The sequence below is a fragment of the Myxococcales bacterium genome (genome assembly GCA_016717005.1).
GTDB lineage: Bacteria > Myxococcota_A > Polyangia > Haliangiales > Haliangiaceae > UBA2376.
This window is the reverse complement of sequence record JADJUF010000001.1, coordinates 1,128,096-1,145,629: the sequence shown is the minus strand read 5'-3', so window position 1 is coordinate 1,145,629 and position 17,534 is coordinate 1,128,096. Positions and strand designations below refer to the sequence as shown.

Annotated in this window: 16 protein-coding genes, 1 tRNA gene and 2 pseudogenes; 10 read left to right on the top strand and 9 right to left on the bottom strand. The window is 73.1% G+C overall.

Annotated features, from left to right (window positions below):
* Nucleotides 1-100 precede the first annotated feature (100 nt).
* Entirely contained in the window at nucleotides 101-817 is a 717-nt protein-coding gene (locus IPL61_04840) for a hypothetical protein (GenBank protein ID MBK9030655.1), read from the top strand.
* A gap of 126 nt (nucleotides 818-943) precedes the next feature.
* Here IPL61_04840 and IPL61_04835 read toward each other — a convergent pair.
* Nucleotides 944-1,019: transfer RNA gene (locus IPL61_04835), tRNA-Ala, on the bottom strand.
* Nucleotides 1,020-1,110: 91 nt separating this feature from the next.
* Here IPL61_04835 and IPL61_04830 point away from each other — a divergent pair.
* Complete coding sequence (locus IPL61_04830) at nucleotides 1,111-2,283, top strand: hypothetical protein (GenBank protein ID MBK9030654.1); 1,173 nt, start codon at nucleotides 1,111-1,113, stop codon at nucleotides 2,281-2,283.
* 359 nt (nucleotides 2,284-2,642) lie between these two features.
* Here the strand turns inward: IPL61_04830 and IPL61_04825 are convergent, their stop codons facing one another.
* Complete coding sequence (locus IPL61_04825; protein ID MBK9030653.1) at nucleotides 2,643-3,932, bottom strand: MFS transporter; 1,290 nt, start codon at nucleotides 3,930-3,932, stop codon at nucleotides 2,643-2,645.
* Between the two features lie 37 nt (nucleotides 3,933-3,969).
* Nucleotides 3,970-5,037 carry a hypothetical protein gene (locus IPL61_04820; protein ID MBK9030652.1) on the bottom strand — a complete coding sequence of 356 codons (1,068 nt, stop codon included), beginning with the start codon at nucleotides 5,035-5,037 and terminating at the stop codon, nucleotides 3,970-3,972.
* Between the two features lie 116 nt (nucleotides 5,038-5,153).
* Here IPL61_04820 and IPL61_04815 point away from each other — a divergent pair, with 116 nt between their 5' ends.
* From IPL61_04815 to IPL61_04800, 4 genes are all read left to right on the top strand, one after another.
* On the top strand, nucleotides 5,154-5,429 hold the full coding sequence (locus IPL61_04815; protein MBK9030651.1) for a hypothetical protein: 276 nt from the start codon (nucleotides 5,154-5,156) through the stop codon (nucleotides 5,427-5,429).
* A 105-nt stretch (nucleotides 5,430-5,534) separates the two neighbouring features.
* Nucleotides 5,535-5,693 (top strand): hypothetical protein, encoded by a 159-nt coding sequence (locus IPL61_04810; GenBank protein MBK9030650.1) that lies wholly within the window; start codon nucleotides 5,535-5,537, stop codon nucleotides 5,691-5,693.
* 808 nt (nucleotides 5,694-6,501) lie between these two features.
* On the top strand, nucleotides 6,502-7,197 hold the full coding sequence (locus tag IPL61_04805) for a DedA family protein (protein MBK9030649.1): 696 nt from the start codon (nucleotides 6,502-6,504) through the stop codon (nucleotides 7,195-7,197).
* Nucleotides 7,198-7,475: 278 nt separating this feature from the next.
* The gene (locus IPL61_04800) at nucleotides 7,476-8,219 is read left to right on the top strand and encodes a hypothetical protein (GenBank protein MBK9030648.1); all 744 of its coding nucleotides are present in this window, start codon (nucleotides 7,476-7,478) and stop codon (nucleotides 8,217-8,219) included.
* 81 nt (nucleotides 8,220-8,300) lie between these two features.
* Here the strand turns inward: IPL61_04800 and IPL61_04795 are convergent, their stop codons facing one another.
* From IPL61_04795 to IPL61_04785, 3 genes and pseudogenes are all read right to left on the bottom strand, one after another.
* The gene (locus IPL61_04795) at nucleotides 8,301-8,813 is read right to left on the bottom strand and encodes a hypothetical protein (protein ID MBK9030647.1); all 513 of its coding nucleotides are present in this window, start codon (nucleotides 8,811-8,813) and stop codon (nucleotides 8,301-8,303) included.
* A 49-nt stretch (nucleotides 8,814-8,862) separates the two neighbouring features.
* Nucleotides 8,863-9,033 (bottom strand): hypothetical protein, encoded by a 171-nt coding sequence (locus IPL61_04790; GenBank protein MBK9030646.1) that lies wholly within the window; start codon nucleotides 9,031-9,033, stop codon nucleotides 8,863-8,865.
* 435 nt (nucleotides 9,034-9,468) lie between these two features.
* A pseudogene (locus tag IPL61_04785) lies at nucleotides 9,469-9,855 on the bottom strand (FKBP-type peptidyl-prolyl cis-trans isomerase).
* A 475-nt stretch (nucleotides 9,856-10,330) separates the two neighbouring features.
* Between IPL61_04785 and IPL61_04780 the strand changes: the two are divergent.
* From IPL61_04780 to IPL61_04770, 3 genes are all read left to right on the top strand, one after another.
* Nucleotides 10,331-11,533, top strand: a complete 1,203-nt coding sequence (locus IPL61_04780) for a choice-of-anchor L domain-containing protein (protein MBK9030645.1) — start codon at nucleotides 10,331-10,333, stop codon at nucleotides 11,531-11,533.
* A gap of 203 nt (nucleotides 11,534-11,736) precedes the next feature.
* The gene (locus IPL61_04775; protein ID MBK9030644.1) at nucleotides 11,737-12,684 is read left to right on the top strand and encodes a hypothetical protein; all 948 of its coding nucleotides are present in this window, start codon (nucleotides 11,737-11,739) and stop codon (nucleotides 12,682-12,684) included.
* Nucleotides 12,685-12,775: 91 nt separating this feature from the next.
* Nucleotides 12,776-14,566 (top strand): hypothetical protein, encoded by a 1,791-nt coding sequence (locus IPL61_04770; GenBank protein ID MBK9030643.1) that lies wholly within the window; start codon nucleotides 12,776-12,778, stop codon nucleotides 14,564-14,566.
* A 106-nt stretch (nucleotides 14,567-14,672) separates the two neighbouring features.
* On the opposite strand, the gene IPL61_04765 is transcribed toward IPL61_04770, so the two are convergent.
* From IPL61_04765 to IPL61_04755, 3 genes and pseudogenes are all read right to left on the bottom strand, one after another.
* A complete protein-coding gene (locus tag IPL61_04765) occupies nucleotides 14,673-15,872 on the bottom strand; it encodes a tetratricopeptide repeat protein (protein ID MBK9030642.1) in 1,200 nt (399 codons plus the stop codon).
* Between the two features lie 154 nt (nucleotides 15,873-16,026).
* Entirely contained in the window at nucleotides 16,027-16,398 is a 372-nt protein-coding gene (locus IPL61_04760) for a type II toxin-antitoxin system VapC family toxin (protein ID MBK9030641.1), read from the bottom strand.
* A pseudogene (locus IPL61_04755) lies at nucleotides 16,395-16,612 on the bottom strand (type II toxin-antitoxin system prevent-host-death family antitoxin). Before IPL61_04755 ends, IPL61_04760 begins: the two are co-directional and overlap by 4 nt.
* Before the next feature lie 472 nt (nucleotides 16,613-17,084).
* On the opposite strand from IPL61_04755, the gene IPL61_04750 reads away from it, so the two are divergent.
* Nucleotides 17,085-17,486, top strand: a complete 402-nt coding sequence (locus IPL61_04750; protein ID MBK9030640.1) for a hypothetical protein — start codon at nucleotides 17,085-17,087, stop codon at nucleotides 17,484-17,486.
* The last annotated feature ends 48 nt before the right edge of the window (nucleotides 17,487-17,534 follow it).

The window sequence follows — 17,534 nt, the reverse complement described above, 5'->3', positions numbered from 1 at the left end:
GACGAGCCGAGCGCGAAAACGCGGGCGCCTGCTCACGGTCCTCGACGGTAGATCATGCGAGCCCCTTGGCGCCAGCCGCGCCAGCGCGGATAATCGGGCGATGGCAAGGTCACGACGCCCGCGCCGCGCTGGTCCCGACGAGCGCGGCCCGCAAGGGACCCTCGGGACGCTCGGGACGCTGGTCCGGTCGACGCTCGCGCAGGCCGGCGTCGTGCGCGACGTGCTCGAGCGCGGCGCGCGCGAGGGCCGGGCTCGCCTCGAGGAGGTCCGCCGCGATCGCGCGCGCGGCGACGCCCTGGCCGACCTCGGCCAGGCCGTGCTCGAGCTGCTCGAGGCCGGGCAGTTCCCCGAGCTGCTCGAGCAGCCAGCCGTCGCCGACGCGGTGGCGGCCCTCGACGGCGACGAGGCGCCGCCGGCCTGGACGCCGACCCGACGCGGGCCCCGCTACGACCGCGACGACGCCCCGGCGCGCGCCCCGGCGGGGCGGCCCGCGCGCGGGGAGGACGACGGTGCCGGCACCGTCTCGTCAAGGACCTGGCGACCGCCGGCCTCGACCCGCGGCGGCGGCGACGACGACGACGGCACCGTCTCGTCGAGGACCTGGCGACCGCCGGCCCCGACCCGGGCGGCGCCGGTGTGGCGTCCGCCGGTCGAGCCGACCGCCGCGGAGCGCGAGGGTGACGCCGCGCCCGCGCCGCGCGAGCCGGCACGACCGCCGCGCCCCGGCGGCATCCAGTTCGGCGCGGTCGAGGACGACGACGACGATCTCGCCGAGTACATGCACCCAGACGACGTGCCGCCGCGCGATCGCCCCTGAGCGTCGCCCCGTTCCCCCGTTCGCCCGACCTTTGGCCAACCCTCGCCCCACGACCTCGGACGCGATGGCGCTACTCGCTCAACACACCCCGAAACGCAGCGAGGGAGCCGAAGCTCCCTCGCGAGTTGGTGGAGATAAGGGGGATCGAACCCCTGACCTCATGAATGCCATTCATGCGCTCTCCCAGCTGAGCTATATCCCCAACTTGCTTCGGTTCATCCCCGAAGACGGCGTGTTCCTTACCGCTGCCCGCGGTCGCTGTCAAGCGGTCGCGTGCGCGTCTGTTGCGGGAGGTGGTCGTGCGGCTGGGTGAGATCCTGGTGGCGGCCGGCTGGGTCGACCCGGCGGCGGTCGATGCGGCGCTGACCCACCAGCGCCAGCACGGGCGGCGGCTCGGCGCGATCCTGGTCGAGGCCGGCCTGGTCGAGGCCGACGACATCGCCCGGGGCCTGGCCCGGCAGCGGGGCGTGCCGGCGGCCCTCGAGCGCCACCTGAGCCAGCGCGATCCCGCCCTGGTGAGCGTGCTCCCGGGCGCCCTGGCGGTGGGGATCGGCGCGGTGCCCGTGGCCTGGTCGCGCGGCGCCCAGGGCATGTCGCTGGTGGTCTGCTTCCGCGATCCCACCCCCGCCAACATCGCCGAGGTGGCCCGGGTGACCGGGGTGCCGGTGATCCCGGCGGTGGCGTGCGAGGTGGTGATCAGCCGCGAGATCGCGCTCGCGTACGCCGCCGCGGCCGCCGCGGCCGTGCCCGACGGCGTCGCCGACGTCGACGCGGCGATCGACGTGAACTTCGACGAGCCCTCGGCGCCGGCCTTCAACCTGGTCGACCTCGACGACGGCCGGGTCCACCGCGACGCCTCGCAGACCCAGCTCTCCTCGGCGCGGGCCGGCGGGCTGTTGCCGACGACCCCGCCGCCGGTGGCTGCGCCCGTTGCGCCGCGGGCGACGCCGCCGCCGGTGCCGCCGCCGGTGCCGCGGCCCGCGCCGAGCAAGGCGGCGACGTGCGTGGCCCTGGCCGAGGCCGGCGAGCGCGATCAGGTGGCCGACCTGGCGATCGCGTTCGCGCGCGGCGCCTGGCGCGGCGCGGTCGTCCTGATCGTGCGCGAGGGGCTCGCGGTGGGGCACCGCGGGTTCGGCGGCAACGCCACCGAGGCGGCGCTGGCGGGGATGCTGTTGCCGCTGGCGCCGCCGTCGATGTTCGCCACGGTCCACGACGAGCAGCGCACGCTGATCGGGGCGCCGCCGCCGGGCAACCTGGCCCAGTCGCGGTTCCTCAAGCTGTTCGAGGCGATCGGCCCGGCGCCGGTGGTGCTGATCCCGGTGACCGTGCGCCAGCGCGTGGTCAGCCTGGTGTTCGCGATCGCCCCGCTCGGATCGTTGGCGCCAGCCGCGGCCGCGCTGGGCGAGGTGGCCCAGGCGATGGGCGAGGCGTACGAGCGGCTGATCCGCGAGGCCAAGGGCCTGTAGCGCGCCGCGGACCCGCGCCTCTCACGCCGCGCGCAGAGCTCGTGAGTCCGCGGTGTGAGCGAGCGGGATCCCGGCGCCGGCTCCGGCTCCGACGCCGGTTCCGGCTCCGGCGCCGGTTCCGACTCCGGCTCCGGCTCCGGCTCCGGCTCCGGTCTCCGGCTCCGACGCCGGCTCCGGCTCCGGCCTCCGGCTCCGGCTCCGGCTCCGGCCTCCGGCTCCCGGCTCCGGCGCCGGCTCCGGCTCCGGCCTCCGGCTCCGGCTCCGGCTCCGGCTCTGGCTCCGGCTCCGGTCTCCGGCTCCGACGCCGGCTCCGGCTCCGGCTCCGACTCCGGCCTCCGGCCTCCGGCTCCGGCGACCGCTCACGTCGTCGGGGTCGGCGCCAGCGTCGGGCGCACCCGCCAGAACGGCGCCAGCAGCGCCGCGCCCACGAGCGACAGGACCATGAACAGCTTGAACAGCCCGTCCCAGCCCCAGCGCTCGGTGACGAACACCAGCACGAACGTCTGGGCGATGCCGCCGAGCGAGCCGATGCCGTTGACCAGGCCGCACGCCAGCGCCGACGCGTGCGAGCCGCCGACGTCCTGCGACGCCGAGCCCGACACCAGCGCGTCGGCGCCGAACAGCGCGCCGCCGATCAACGCCAGGCCGAGGATGTTCCAGGCCACGCCGCTGTGGCCGATCTCGCGGTACAGCGCGAACGCGCCGCACAGCGCCACGCACGACAGCGCCGCGGTCAGGATCCGGCGCCGGCCCAGCACGCGGTCCGCGACGATGCCGAGCAGGATCACGAACGGGATGCCGCCGGCGTCGAACGCGATCGACACGTACCCGGCCTTCTCGCTCGAGTAGTGGTAGCCCTCCGCCAGGTAGAACGGCAGCCAGTACAGGAACGCGTAGCGCATGAGCTTCAGGCAGAAGTAGTTGGCGTTCATGAACCAGATCCGGGTTGTGCGCAGCACCTCGGCCCGGGCGGCGCGCCGCAGCACCGCCAGCTCCTCGGTGCGCGTGGTCCCCGCCATCGGCGGCAGCTCGGGATCGGCGAAGCCGACGTCGCTCGGGCGATCGCGCACCAGCAGGAACACCGCGCCGCCGACCACCGCGACCCACAGCGCCGGGCCGAAGAACGTCCAGCGCCAGCCGAACCGGACCAGGAACTGGATCGCGACCAGCTTGGCGGCCACGCCGCCGGCCTGGTAGCAGGTCGACCACACGCCCATCATCTCGCCGCGCCGGCGGGTGTCGAACCACGACGCCAGCAGCTTGCCGTTGCCGGGCCAGCCGGTGGCCTGGACGAAGCCGTTGAGGCCCCAGATCAGGATCAGCACGCCGAGCAGGCTCTGGGTGCCGAACGCGACCGACAGCGCCGCCGACGTCAGCATGCCCAGCGCGATCAGCCGGCGCGGCCCCAGCACCTCACCGACGACGCCGTGGACGAACTGCCCGAGGCAGTACATCCCCAGGCTGGCGGTGTCGATCCAGCCGAGCTCGACCTTGTCGAACCCGAACTCTCGGCTGATGTCCTTCTTGGCGACCGAGAAGTTGGTGCGCGTGAAGTAGTACGAGAAGTACGACAGCCACGAGATCGCGAAGATGCGGGAGCGCCAGGACGCGGGTGCTTCCGGGGCGGCGCCCGGCGGGGTGGCGGTCATCGCGGGCACGTTACCAGGCGCCCGTGCCGGGACGGTGTCAGGGCACCGTCGGCGTGCCGGTGGCCGCGGTCGAGGTCAGGAACGCCTCCCAGTCGGCCAGCGCCGCGGCGCTCTCGGTCGTGACGAAGTGCCCGTCGGCGGCGCCGGCGAGGTCGTACTGGAACACCGCCCCGAACCGCGTCGGCCCGTCGCCGGCGACCCGGTTCGGCGTGATCGGACGCGCGTCGGTCGCCAGGGCGATCGGCGTCACCACCGGCGCCGCGACCTGCAGCCCCGCGGCGTGGGCGGTCGCGGTCAGCGTGGCCTCGGGCGAGTAGCTGTCGCCCTTGCCCCACGACATCCACACGTGCTTCGACGCGACGCCCGGCGGCGGGCGCCGGATCAGCATCGACGCGTAGTTCACCGGGTCGATCTTGTCGAAGAACAGCTGCCAGATCGTCATCACCGGGTGACCGCCGCCGAGCGGCTCGCCCAGCAGGAACTCGAGGCCGGCGCGCGCGTCGACCGGCTGCTTCTTGCCGAGGATGCCCTCGATCAGCACCGAGCCGGCGCCCGAGAAGATCGCCGCCGGGGCGCGGTCGCTGACCGCGAGCGCCGGGATGCCGACGTTGCTGCCCTGCGAGTGGCCGAAGAAGTACGTGCGCGCCGGGTCGAGCTGGAACGGGCCCACCATCGGCGCGGTCAGCCCGGTCACGTCGCCGAGGCGCAGCGCGGTCATGACGTCGACCGCACCCTGCAGGTGGTTGTCGCGCGCCGCCCGCGGGTTGACGATGTTGAACATCAGGCTGTCGGGGGTCCGGGCCGAGGTGCCGCGGCGCTCGCCGTGGGCGACGCCGTCGAACGTGAACGTCGCCATCGGCGTCGACGCGCCGGCCAGGCGCTCGGCGATGCCGTTGCCGATGGCCGAGCGGTAGTTGCCGCCGGTGCCGTGGGCGTAGACCACGACCGGCCAGCCGCCGCTCGGCATCATGCCCTTGGGGATCGTCATCGCGAAGCACACCGGCAGCTCGCCCTGGACCATCGGCGCGCCGGCGCCGTCGACCGCGATCGCGCCGCCGTCGACCGGGCGCTCGTAGGGCAGGGTGCCGGACTGGTAGTTCGGCACCGCCAGCCGACCCTGGAGCTCCCAGAAGCCGCCGCTCGAGTCGCCGCAGGCGCGGGTGGGATCGTCGGCGGGCGCGCACGGCGACGGGGGTCGCGCCGTCGCACAGCGTGAGATCGGTGACGGCGGGCGCCGCGCGCGCGGCGACCTGCGCGGCGAGCGCGCGGGCCTGGGCGCTGGCGTCGGCCACCGTGAACATCGCGACGGTCGCGACCGTGTCGGCCGCGCGGCTGTCGGCCGCGAGGTACGCGCGGAACTTCGCGTACTGGTCCCAGGCCCGCATCAGGTCGGGATCGGTCGGCGGCGTCGCCGCGAGCATCGCGATCAGATCCGCGTCCTGGGTCGGCCCCGCGCCGGTGGCGGAGCGGGCCGCGGTCGAGATCCAGGCCGCGTAGGTGTGGCCGGGCTCGAGCGCGTCGGTGGTGCGGTTGCCGAGCGTGAAGCGGTTCTGGCACGCGAACTTGCCGCGGCCCGGGTCGTAGCCGAACTCGCGGCCGCGGTTGGCGCCGAAGCCCGGCGCGCCGGGCGTGGTGATGTCGACCAGGAACACCGCGGCGCCGTCGGCGACCGTGCTGAAGTCGAGCGGCGACGAGAACCGGAACGACGCCACCGAGATCGACGCGAACCCGGCGAAGTCGGCCTCGGCCGCGTCGGCGTAGAGATCGACCAGATCGACCCCGAGGACGGTCTGGCCCGGGCGCGGGAAGTCCGACAGGTCGAGCGTGCCGTCGGCCTTGATCCGCGCGTCGTTGGGGAACGGCAGCCGGTAGAAGTCCGCCAGGCGCCGGCTCGGGCGCGGGATCTCGAAGTAGCCGCGGAACGGGCTCTCGTCGGCGCCGCAGGTGACGCCCGGGAACGGCGGGAACGCCTCGCTGGCGCGATCGCACATCCCGCCGGCGGTGCAGGCCAGCCCAGCGAGGCAGTCGGCGCCGCTGGCGCAGCTCGCGCCGACGTCGCCGGCGCCCGCCATCTGGCAGGTGCCGCCGAGCCCGTCGAGCTCGCACCGGAGCTCGCTCCGGCAGTCGGCGCCCGAGGCGCACGCGCTGCCGACGGTGCCGCCGCCGGCCGGGGCGCAGACCCCGTTGAGGGCGCACTGCAGGCCGGTCGCGCAGTCACGGCTGGCCGAGCAGCTGCCGCCGATGCCGACGGTGCCGGGGTTGATGCAGACGTCGGCGGCGCACACGAGGCCGGCGCTGCACTCGTCGGCGGCCTGGCACGCCGAGCCGGCGCCGCCATCGGGGCCGGTCTTGCCGCTGTCGTCGCTGTTGAACAGGAAGCAGCCGCCGAGGGCGACGGTCGCGAGCGCAAGGACAGCAAGAGATCGCACGTGGGCCCCCATTGCGACCACGATACACGATGCGGCGGCGACCCGGCGCGGCGTCGCTGGTGGGGCCATGTGGGCACGCCGACCCGGTCACATGCGTCCCGCGGTTGCATCGCCTGGCGACCGAGCAATAACGCCGGCCCGTGCTCGACTCCATCGCCCACTGGATGCAGAACTTCATCGCCGACGTCGGCTACCCGGGCCTGTTCCTGCTGATCGTGCTCGAGAGCACGATGGTGCCGGTGCCGTCGCTGCTGGTGATGCCGTTCGCGGGCTACATGGCCAGCCAGGGCAAGTTCTCCCTGCCGGCGATCCTCGCGGTCAACTCGGCCGCCGCCATGACGGGGTCGCTGATCTCGTACTGGATCGGCGCGGCCGGCGGCAAGCCGCTGCTGCTCAAGTGGGGCAAGTACGTGTTCGTCCGCCCCGCGGACATCGAGAAGACCGAGCAGTTCTTCGCCCGCCACGGGGCCTGGACCGTGCTCATCGCCCGGTTCCTGCCGGTGGTCCGCCACCTGATCTCGATCCCCGCGGGCATCGCCCGGATGCGCCTGTCGCTGTTCATGTTCCAGACGTTCCTCGGCTCGACCTTGTGGGGCGGGGGCCTGATGGTGCTCGGGTACCAGATCGGCGCGAACTGGGGAGTCGGTGGCCAAGAAGGCCAAGCGGGTCGACCTGGTGATCGCGGCCCTGGTCGTGCTGATCCTCGTCGCCGCCGCGGTCCGGTTCTTGCTCAAGCGCCGGGAGGCGGCCCGGCGGGGCCGCGTCGTGACCCAGATGGCGACGGTCGCGGCCGGTGGCGGTCATGTCCTCTCGGCAGCGCCGCATATCGGTGGTAGCTTGACCCCGATGTTGCAGTCGGCCGAAGTCGTCGCGGTCCATCTCCTGGACCGCCACGAGGTCGAGGTGGTCGATCAGGCGCTGCGCGTGGTCGCGGCCCGGGCCCCCGCGGACGCCCAGATCCTGCGCGACCTCATCGATCAGCTGCGCCAGACCAACGCGCTGCTCGAGAGCTCGCGGCCGCTGCGCGCGCGCCGACCTCGATGGGCGGCGAGGCCCGCGACGAGTCGACCTGATCGAGCACCTGACCACGCTCGACGGCCTCTCGGGCGAGCTGATGATGCCGCTCAAGGCGACGCTGTCGCGCACGGCGCTCTTGACCAAGATCAACTTCCTGCGCGCCTTCATCAAGGCCACGGCGGCCGCGGCGAACAGCTCGTCCGACGGCGCCGTCGACGAGGCCCGGCTGATCCACGATCTCAACGAGGAGCTGGCGCAGTCGATCTACACGCTGCTGTGCGAGGACCTGTTCCTCGCGCTCCTGCGCAAGCCCGACCTCAGCGACATCTGCAAGCGCCGCTGCGCGGATCAGCTCATCTCGATCTGGGACGACTCGACGCTCGAGATCGACGACTTCGCGCCCATCCTCGAGTCGGCGTGGCACGCGCGCAACCGGATCACGAGCGACTTCGGCTGCCTGGTCGGCGCGACCGAGACCTTCCGGCTGGTGTGCGAGGACTGCTCACCCGAGGTCCTCGAGTTCTTCGCGCGCGACGGCATGTCGGTGCCGGAGACCGCGGCGTTCGAGGAGTTCCTGTTCAACATGACCTGGGAAGAGCTGGGCACGCTGCGGAGCCGCATGCGCGAGGAGGGCAAGACCGCCGTCAGCGCCGCGTGGGCCTCGAGGGTGCTGGGGCGACACATCGACGAGCTCGAGCACTCGCGCGAGATCGACCCGGTGGCGCTGTACCGCTCGTACAACCGGCGCCAGCTCGCCGCGGACTTCCGCCAGATGTCGGGCGCGCCCGGACCCCGCCGCACCGCCGAGGGATACCTCATGGTGCACCTGCTCGAGCAGTAGCGCCGGCTCCCGCCGCCGGTTCTGACGCTGCGTCCGGTCCCCGCTTCCGATTCCGGATGCGGCTTCCGGATCCCCTCCGCGCTACGCGGTCGGCTTGGCGTCCGCGGCGGGCTTGGCGTCCGCGGCGGGGGCTGCGGCGGCCGAGTCGGACGCGGCCACGTGCTTCTCGATCAGGCGCGCCAGCTCGGGCACGGCCTCGACGACGTTCTTCTTGGCCGAGGCGCGGTTCTTCTCGTAGAGCTTCTTGACGGTGCCGTGCTCGCTCTTCTTGGCGCGGGCGTCGGTGACCAGCAGGAGGTCCTCGGCGACGTCGTCCGAGCGGGCGATCAGGAACTGCGCGAAGCCGCCGTCGGCGCCGGCCCACTTGTCGTGGTAGGGCTGCAGCTTGCCGAGCCACTCGTCGAGCATCGCGTTGACGACCGACGGCACGAAGCCGCGCTTGAAGGTCTTGACCGTCGCGTAGACGCCCTTGATGGCGATGCCCGAGAAGCCGCTCTTGGCCTTGACCTGGGCGTCGACGAGGCCGCAGCAGTCCTCGATGACCTTCTCGCGGTGCGGCGCGACGCCGATACGTTCAACCAGGCTCTGAGTCATGCGGACGGATCCTTTCGGGCGCGGACTGTAACCGCTTTGCGCGGCCGTGCTACCGGGCGTCGACACAATCGCGCCTGCGCTTGAGGGCGATCTGGAACTTGGCGCAGCGATCGACCATCTGCACGCGATCGGGCTCGGGCAGCTGCCCGGCGTACTGGTTGGCGGTGTCGCCGTCGCCCACGATGCACGACGACGACACCACGACCCGCAGCAGCCGCACGTTGCCGGGCGCGTCGCCGAGCAGCTGACCGCGGGGTGCGGGCGCCGTCGTAGTCGCCGCGGTCGTAGAGCTTGTTGGCCTCGAGCAGGTGATCCGCGGTCTCGACCGACATCGCCTGGTCGCTGGCGACCTTGCGGCGGCAGGGTCCCCGTCGAGCTTGGCCGCATCGGGCCCGCTGCGTCGCCGCGTTGCCACGGCGTGGGCGGCCTGGTGTTCCCGCCGGCGGGGCGGTCGGGGGCGCTTGCCCCGCCGGCCGACGTCGGCTCGCGCTCGATCGTCGGGCCGGCACGCCGCGGCGCGCTTGGCCAGGGCCGCCGCGGCGGGGGCCGTCGAGGGACCGGCGCGCAGCTCGATCAGCAGGTACAGCCCGCCGAGCGCGACGACCGCGCTTCCGACGGCGAGAGCGATCGAACCCGCGCGCATCTGGACCTCAAACTAGCACGGCCGGACGAGTCGCGCCCGCCGCCGCGTCAGCCGGACCTCGAGCAGCTCGACCTCGAACAGGAGCGTCGCGCCGGGCGGGGATCACGCCACCGGCGCCGCGGCTGCCGTAGCCCAGGTCCGGCGGGATGAGCAGGGTCCGGGCCCCGCCGACCTGCATCGACGCGACGCCTCGTCCCAGCCCTTGATGACGCGGCCGCGCCCGATCGGGAACGAGAACGGCTGCGCGCGATCGTGCGAGCTGTCGAACTTGGCGCCCTTGGCGCCATCGACCCAGAGCCAGCCGGTGTAGTGCATCACGCAGGTCTGGCCGCCGGTCGGCGAGGCGCCGGTGCCGGCGCGGGTGTCTTCGTACTGGAGGCCCGTGGGGGTCGTGGTCATCGCCATAGGTCTCGGAGCTTGGCACTGGCGGGCGCCGGTGGGCCACCGCCGCGGCCCACAACTGGCCGACCGATCGCACCGAGGTTGCGGTCCCCCGGGATTCTGCGCTTGTGCCGGTTGGCGATCCGTTGGAGAGTCGCCGGATCATTCGCCTGATTCGCGAAGGAGTCCTCATGCGCTGGATCGTCCGCTTTCGCCGTCCTCCTGTTCGTCGCCTGTGGCCCCGGCTCGCCTGCTGGCAACGCCGACTGCCCCGGCGCCGACCTGGACAACGACCCGCTCAACTGCGGCGAGTGCGGCACCACCTGCGCGGGCACCGAGACCTGCCAGCGCGGCACCTGCTCGAGTGACTGCTCGCCCGGCCAGACCATGCCCTGCTACGACGGCGTCCCGGCGACCGAGGGCGTCGGGCCGTGCCCGCGGCGGCACCCGGAGCTGCCTGCCGAACCACCAGTGGAGCCTGTGCCAGGGCCAGGTGCTGCCGACCGAGGAGGTGTGCGGCAACGGCATCGACGAGGACTGCACCGGCCAGCCCGACGAGAACGTCGATCTCGACGGCGACGGCTTCACGACCTGTGACGGCGACTGCTGCGACGACGAGTCCGGCTGCACCCGCCCCGAGCTCGTCAACCCGGGCGCGTTCGACGCCGCCGGCAACGACGTCGACGACGACTGCGACGGCAACATCGACAACACCGTGAGCGTGTGTGACATGGGCCTGCCGTCGAACTCGCTCGACGCGGTCGACTACGCGCGCGCGATCGACCTGTGCACCAGCGCGACCGAGGCCTCGCGCCGCTGGGGTGTCATCAGCGCGACCCTGTCGCTGGCGAACGGCGCGGGCACGCCCAACGCCGTCGGCCACTCGATCCGCCCCAACTTCGGCCCGGGCACGCTGCCCCAGGGCGGCGGCCTGGGCATGGCGCTCCTGTCGAGCGGCGCCGCGGCCGCGGTCGGGCAGAGCAGCCCGGCCCACGTCGACTTCGAGCTGTCGTCGAACCACCTGACCTCGGCGCCGTTCCCGGCCGACTGGCTGGCCGCCAACGGCGGCATGTTGCCCAACGCGCCGGGCTGCCCGGCGGTCAACGCGCTGTCGATGGCCGAGGACTCGGTCATGTTGACGCTGCGGATCCGCGTGCCGTCGAACGCCAAGTCGTTCTCGTTCGCGTCCAACTTCTTCTCGGCGGAGTTCCCGGAGTACGTCTGCAGCCCGTACAACGACTTCTTCGTCGCGCTGCTCGACTCGACCTGGGCCGGCACGCCGGCCAACCCGACCGACAAGAACCTGGCGTTCTACCGCCAGCCGACGACCATGCAGATCTATCCGGTCGGCGTGAACCTCGGCTACGGCGACACCGGCCTGTTCACCCAGTGCGTCAACGGCAGCACCGGCTGCGCGTTCGCCTCGACGCCCGGCACGATCAACACCTGCGCCGGGACCGGCCAGCTCGCGGGCACCGGCCTCGACTCGGCGTCGCCCGGCGACTGCGACGGCAACAGCCTCCAGGGCGGCGCCACCGGCTGGCTGCAGACCAGCGGCAACGTCGTCGGCGGCGAGATCATCACGCTGCGCCTGGCGATCTGGGACACCAGCGACCACGTCCTCGACTCGCTGGTCGCGCTCGACAACTTCCAGTGGTCGGTCGACGTCACCGACCCCGGCACGATCCCGGACTGAGCGGGACGATCGGGAGGGGCCTGCGCTGAGCTCCTCCCCCGGCATGCGCCGGGGTCTCCAGCTGAGGCGGCCCGGATCGTTCGGCGCGGGTTCGAGTTGTCCTCGGATGCCTCGACGGGGGCGCCGGGCCGGGGGGGGGCTGCAGACGATCCGTGAACCGGGCGCGCATGCGTCATGCGGCTGAACGTCCGCGGTAGTCTCGCATGATGACGCCCGAGACGCGCGACCGGCTGACTCGTCACTATGGGTACGGCAAGGGCGCGCTGAAGAAGCTCGGACCGCTGACCGCGGCCGACAAGGCCGCATGCACGGCCGAGGGCTATCCGCCCCGCGCCGCGACGACGCTCACCCACGACGCGGCCGTCGCGCGCTTGCTGGCCGCCGCGGCCGAGCTGAAGCCTGAGGACGTCACCAGCGCGTTCATCGCCGGTGTCGGCGGGAGCTGGGTGCGCGGGCGCCAGCCGCTGCTCAGCTACGCGCACGCGCGCCATCTGAAGCGTCACGCGGCCGACCCGACGCCCGGCTACGCGCACTGCCGGACCTGCGGCTTCGAACGCACGGCTCGCGTCGACTTCACCGAGCAAGCGCTGCGCTCGCACCTCGGCCACGTGTGGAACGAAGGCCACGACGGCTACGTCGCGGACCTCGAGGACTTCGCGCGCGGCCCGCGACCGGCGCCCACCAGGGCCGATCGCGCCGTCCTGAAGGAAGTCCTCGCCACCGCCGCGCGCGCCGGCCGACTGCACGCCGGGCCAGCTCGAGAAGCTCCTCGCCGCGGGCAGGGTGATCCCGACGAGCGACAAGTACCAGCGGTACGGCATCCTCGCGGCCTTGGCCGACGTGGGCGTGCTCCCGAACGAGGTCATCACTCCGTCCTGGGATCGCCTGGTGACCCAGACCGAGCTGTGGGCCGCGAGCAAGCGCGTCCGGAGCGGCCCTCGATCGGACATCATCTTGCCGTTCGGTGGCTGGTCCGGCGCCCTCGGCGTCGACTGGAAGCGCGCCAAGGCGCTGTTCGGCGTCAGCCGCCCACGCGCGTGACGGCCGCGCGGTCCAGCGCGTGGTGGGTCGGACTGCGCCGCACCGAGCCGCCGGGCCGGAGGTGGGCGGCGGAGGTGTGCGCGCCGGCGGGGCTCAAGATCGTCCCGTAGGGAACGTAACCCTTTGAGGACAAATCGATCGGGGCGCGCAGCGGCCAGATCGTGGCCGATGGGGCGTACGGCCGAGGTACAATGGTCCGCAGTGGCGGGGGGGGGGCTGGGGCCGGGGCCTTATCAACGACTTCACCAGGAAGCCGGAGACATGAAGACACAACTCGTGCAGATCGCCTCGATCGTCACCCTCGTCGCGGCCTGCGGCCTCGATGCGACCGTCCCGCCCGTCGGTGCCACCGCGCAGGCCGTCATCGATGACGCGGCTCACGGGGGGCTCAACGAGCACTTCTACTTCTTGCCGTCCCTCGTGCCCGCGCCGACCGTGAGCGGCGTCTTCGACCCGGATCTCGCACCCACCGTCGAGATCTGCGAGCTCGACGCGGGGGCGCCTGCGTGGGCACGGTCGCCGCGTACGATCTGGTGGGCGGCACCGGCGGGGACACTCAGCGTCGACCTCGCCGCGGAGGCGTACCACGTCAACTGGCACACCACCGACTCTGAGCTCCGGTCCGACACGAACTACCGGATCATGGTCTTTGCGGAGGCGCAGCTGCTCGGGTTCGCTGACGTCGATGTCGTGGACAGCGGCCGGCAGCTCCGCAACGTCAACACGGCAGAGTTCATCCCGCTGCTCGACGGTCGGACGCTGCCGATCAAGTTCCGCATCGAGGAGGGGGCCATCGACGACGTGGTCGATCCATGCGCGGGGCCGGTGGCGTTCGCGGATCCGGCGCTCGAGGCGGTGGTGCGCACCGCCCTGGGGCTGCCGTCCGGTGAGCTGCGCGGCCCCGACCTCGCCGGACTCACGGTCCTGAACGCGCCGTCGCTCGGCATCACGAGCCTCGAGGGGCTCGCGTGCGCGACCAACCTCGTCAACGTCTACCTGACCAACACCGAGCTGACGGATCTGGGGCCGCTGGCGGGGGCGACGCAGCTGCGCGACGTCTACCTCGACGGCAACGCCGGCATCGCGGACCTGGGGCCGCTGGCGAGCGCGACCGGCGCCACGCGGGCGCTTCGCGGCGCGGAGCAAGGCGACCGGCTACGTCACGGATCTGTCGCCGCTGGCCGGCATGACGAACCTCCAGGTCGTCTCGGCCGAGCATCAGAGCGTCAGCGATCTGTCCGCGCTCGCGGGCAAGGCGCAGCTGGCGAACATCTACTTCACGAACAACGAGCTGACAGACCTGGGGCCGCTGGCGGGGCGACGCAGCTGCGCGACGTCTACCTCGACGGCAACGCCGGCATCGCGGACCTGGGGCCGCTGGCGAGCGCGACCGGCGCCACGCGGGTGCGCTTCGCGGCGCGGAGCAAGGCGACCGGCTACGTCACGGATCTGTCGCCGCTGGCCGGCATGACGAACCTCCAGGTCGTCTCGGCCGAGCATCAGAGCGTCAGCGATCTGTCCGCGCTCGCGGGCAAGGCGCAGCTGGCGAACATCTACTTCACGAACAACGAGCTGACAGACCTGGGGCCGCTGGCGGGGGCGACGCAGCTGCGCGACGTCTACCTCGACGGCAACGCCGGCATCGCGGACCTGGGGCCGCTGGCGAGCGCGACCGGCGCCACGCGGGTGCGGGTGAACGCCCGCAGCAAGGCGACGGGCTTCATCACCGACCTCGCGCCGCTCGCCTCGATGACCGCGCTGCAGGTCCTGTCGGTCGACCGGCAGGCCATCAGCGACATCACGCTCCTCGCCGGCCAGCCGACGTTGCGTCAGGTGTTCGTCGTGGAGAACGAGATCACCGATCTCAGCCCGCTCGCGGGCGCGTGCTACCTCACGGACCTGCGCACCCAGCTCAACCCCTACGCGTGTCCGGATCCGACGGTCCTCGCGCTGCGGGCCTGCGGGGTGAACGTCGGCTCCAGCTGTCCCTGAAGGCTGGGAGCAGCCGAGCGGCGTACCGAGCCGCCGGGCCGGAGGTGGGCGGCGGAGGTGCGCGCGCCGGGCTTCAGCTCGTCCAGCGCCGGTTCGAGTGGTCCTCTCAACCCGACGATTCCTGCCGGGGGCGGAGGACCGACCGCGGCGCGGGCGGGACACCGCCGCTGCTGAGCGTCGGTCCTCTGGAACGAGCTCGAACCGGCCTTGCGCGGAACCGGAGGGACTTCGACCCGAGCCGAGCCCGAGGGCTCGTCGGCCGGCGGGACGGCGGGGGTAGGCAGGCGGGACGGCGGTCGCGATCGTGGGCGCCGCCGCGCGGGCAGCACTCGATCAGTTGCGTGAGGACCGCGTCGAGCTCGTCTCGCTCGAGCTTGCCCTCCTGAACGCCGCGCGTGTAGATGTCGGACGCGCGCGTGAGGGGCAGGAGCGCGCCCTCGTTGTCGCCGCCCTCGGCGCGACACATGCCGACGAACCGCAGCCCGCGGCCGACCGCGAGCTCATCGACACGCGCGAAGAGGTCACCCTTCTCGACCGCATCAACGGCGCGCTCGAAGCACGGCAGGCCCGCGGCGAAGTCGCGCCGCCGCAGATGGGCGAAGCCTGCGAGCTCGTAGCTCATCGCCACGTTGGACCAGTCGATCTTGCCATCGACGTTGCCGCGCTCCTTGCTGGCGGCGGCGCGTTCGAGCTGCGCGATCGCCTCTTCGTATTTCTGCTGCGCGAAGAAGAGATCCCCCGACAGATGGAACGTCATGCCGAGGCTCGTCGAGTCGATGCGCCCCGCGGCGTCGCCCTGCTCCTTCGCGGCGGCGGCGCGCGCGCGCCACGCCTGCGCCCCGTCGAGATCGCCGAGGCGGGCCTGGGCGAAGCCGGCCATGTGGAGGCTCACGCCGACGTTCTCGAAGTCGACCGGTTCCCCGACGAGGTGGAGCTTCATGTTCGCCGCGCGCTCGAACCACTCGAACGCTTCGGCAAACTCGCGCTGCCCGAAGCGGCACACCGCCGCCATGTGCGTGCTGTTGGCCATGCCGACGGTGGGCTGGCGCCCCGTGACGAGCATCGCCAGCTCGTACCATTCGCGCGCGGCGGCGACGTTGCCGAGGCGCGAGTGCAGATCGCCCATCGCGTGCCGAAGCACGCCCAGGCACTCGCGATCCGGACCCGGCGCCGCCAGATCGAGCGCGCGCATGTACCACTGCGAAGCCTTCGCGAGCTTCCCGTCCGCTGCGCACGCGTCGCCGTGCGCCTTGGCTTCCCAGGGGTCGATGCCTTGCCACTCGTCGGAATTGGATGTCGGCTCCATGGGCGCTGCGCCGAACGTAACCCAAGTCAGCGCGCAAGACCGACGAACACAGTCTCGGCGGGCGATGTTCGCGGTGAGGCGGTGCGGCCGGCTGGGTCGGCTGCGGTTCGAGCCGGCCGCACCGGGCCGGGCGCACGCCTGACCGCGGCGACAGTCACCAGACGATCTGGATCGGATAGCGGGCGACCAGCGGATCGCAGCTGACGAGCGGGACCCCGTCTTCGAGCGCCTGGGCCACCAGCATGCGGTCGAACGGATCGCGGTGGTGCGGTGGCAGGGCGGCGACGCGGAGGGCGTCGGCGAACGTGATCATGCGCTTGCCAGCCGGCCGCGTCGATCGCCGCCTCGAGATCGTCGGGGTGTCGAGGCGGCCGAGCCCGCGCTTGATCCCGATCTCCCAGCCCGAGGCGGCGCTGGCGAGCACGGTGTTCTTGGCATCGACGATCGCGGCGCGGGCGGTCGGCGACAGCCGCGGGCTGTCCTCGAGCGCCCAGATCAGCGCGTGGGTATCGAGCAGCAGGATCACGCGCCGGTCCAGGCCGCGAGCTCGTCGTCGGGCAGCGGGGCGTCGAAGTCGTCGGCCATCCGGACCTGGCCGCGCCACCGGCCCAGCACGCGCGGGACGACGGACGCAGCGGCACCAGGCGGGCCACCGGGGTCCCGGCCCGCGCCAGCACGATCTCTTCGCCGCGCTCCACCTGCTCGACGAGCTGCGACAGCGTCGACTTGGCCTCGTGCATGTTGACGATCTTCACGAAGCGAGTCTAGCTAGCCTAGCTAAGCAGTCAAGGCTCGTCGAATAGAGCCAGGGACGGAGAGCCTGTGCGGCTCCGGACCGGGGGTGGCTCCGGACCGGGGGTAGGGTGTGGCTCCGGACCGGGGGTGGCTCCGGACCGGGGGTAGGGGTGGCTCCGGACCGTGGGCTCCGGACCGGGGTAGGTGTGGCCCGGACCGTGTGGCCCGGACCGGGGTAGGGTGTGGCTCCGGACCGGGCGGCTCGGACCGGGGTCGTGCGGTAAGAGGCGTGGCGGCCCGCCGGGGGGCGTGGCGGCGCGGCGACGGCGGGTTGCCGGGCGCCTCCGGACCGGGGGTAGGGCGGCAAGAGGTGGCCAGGCGGGCCGCCTGGGCGGGCGTGGCGGCGCGGCGGGGCGGGCTGCGGGCGGGCGGAGAGCGCGCGATCGGCGGCGGCCACGCCGCGACGGCGCGTGCGGGGTGCACGCGCTGGTGGACTGCGCGGGGCTGGGGTCAGGCGGCGGCGACGGTGATCGGCGCGAAGCGCGCGAGCCAGTAGGTGCCGGCGGGGAAGATGGTGGGGAGGCCGGGGCGCCAGCGGAGGCGAGCGTCGCGGTAGGCCGCGCGGAAGGCGCGGATGGCCTTCAACGCGGCGACGCGGTGTGCGGTGTTGCGCGCGGCGACCAGGGGGCGCAGGCGGTGGCGCGGCGCGGGCGTGTCGGGGCTGTCGCGCCACGACTGGCGGAGGACGGCGCGGCGGCCGAGGCCGCGGGCGCCGGTGCGCCGGCGCTCGGCGGCGGCCGCCTCCTCGACGGCGGCGACGCGCTCGCGCAGCTCGCGGCGGACCGCGTCGGGGTCGCCGGAGCTCGGGCGGGATCGTGAGCGTGAGGGTCACGACCTCGGGCGGGTCGCCGTCCGCGCTGAAGAAAT

What these genes read in the sequence shown, in the direction of transcription:
- IPL61_04840 (MBK9030655.1), top strand. Translation starts at nt 101, where the DNA reads ATGGCAAGGTCACGACGCCCGCGCCGCGCTGGTCCCGACGAGCGCGGC.
- IPL61_04825 (MBK9030653.1), bottom strand. Translation starts at nt 3,932, where the DNA reads ATGACCGCCACCCCGCCGGGCGCCGCCCCGGAAGCACCCGCGTCCTGG.
- IPL61_04800 (MBK9030648.1), top strand. Translation starts at nt 7,476, where the DNA reads ATGATGCCGCTCAAGGCGACGCTGTCGCGCACGGCGCTCTTGACCAAG.
- IPL61_04795 (MBK9030647.1), bottom strand. Translation starts at nt 8,813, where the DNA reads ATGACTCAGAGCCTGGTTGAACGTATCGGCGTCGCGCCGCACCGCGAG.
- IPL61_04775 (MBK9030644.1), top strand. Translation starts at nt 11,737, where the DNA reads ATGATGACGCCCGAGACGCGCGACCGGCTGACTCGTCACTATGGGTAC.
- IPL61_04765 (MBK9030642.1), bottom strand. Translation starts at nt 15,872, where the DNA reads ATGGAGCCGACATCCAATTCCGACGAGTGGCAAGGCATCGACCCCTGG.